A 772-nucleotide genomic window follows, 5' to 3' on the forward strand; every position below is an offset into this window, starting at 1 on the left:
GGCAACGCTGAACAAGCCTCTGAATTGACGCTTGGCCGGTTGATCAAAGGGTATTTCGCTGGGGAAGCGACTGTTATTCGCGTCTTCCTGCCCTTGCGGGCTATAAAAGCGGGCGATTTGCCCGCTTTTGGCCCATTACGGGCGTACCTGTGCCATCAGCCGCGTTCGGCACAGGTACACGTTGGCCAGCGCCAGCGCGACGAAGGCGCGATTGGCGTTCTTCGCCAGGCCGCGATAGCGCACCTTCGTGAAGCCCCACAACCGCTTCACAACACCGAATACGTGCTCAACCCGAGCCCGGATCTTCGACTTGTTGCGATTCTTCCTGCGCACCACTTCGTCGATCTGGCCCGCGCGACGTGTGCGCTTATTGGTGAAGTCCCGTGCCTTTGGCGCCTTGCTGTGAATCAGCTCCTTCTGGCTCGCATAGGCGCTGTCGCCATAGACCCGTTGCTCCTGACCATGCAGCAGTTGTGGCAGCGGATGCTTGTCATGCACGTTGGCCGCCGTGACGACGGCGCTATGGGCCAGGCCGCTCTGGCTGTCGACGCCAATGTGAAGTTTCATGCCAAAGTGCCACTGCTTTCCTTTGCACGTTTGATGCATTTCCGGGTCACGCGTCTTCTGTTCATTCTTCGTCGAACTCGGCGCTGCAATCAGCGTGGCATCCACGATCGTGCCGCTGTTGAGCTTTACGCCCCTGGTTTGCAGCACCCGGCCAACTTCGGCAAACAGCTTCTCACCCAGCTTATGCTCTTCGAGCAGGTGGCGG

At 59.3% G+C, this 772-nt stretch carries 1 protein-coding gene; it reads right to left on the bottom strand.

Going from position 1 to position 772, the window contains the following annotated elements; translation table 11 throughout:
• Nucleotides 1-135: 135 nt before the first annotated feature.
• Nucleotides 136-772: IS5 family transposase (locus KHO22_RS32345; RefSeq protein ID WP_211951264.1), on the bottom strand; the 637-nt coding region annotated here is incomplete at its 5' end.

Origin of the sequence: Cupriavidus yeoncheonensis, from assembly GCF_905397275.1 — a bacterium.
GTDB lineage: Bacteria > Pseudomonadota > Gammaproteobacteria > Burkholderiales > Burkholderiaceae > Cupriavidus > Cupriavidus yeoncheonensis.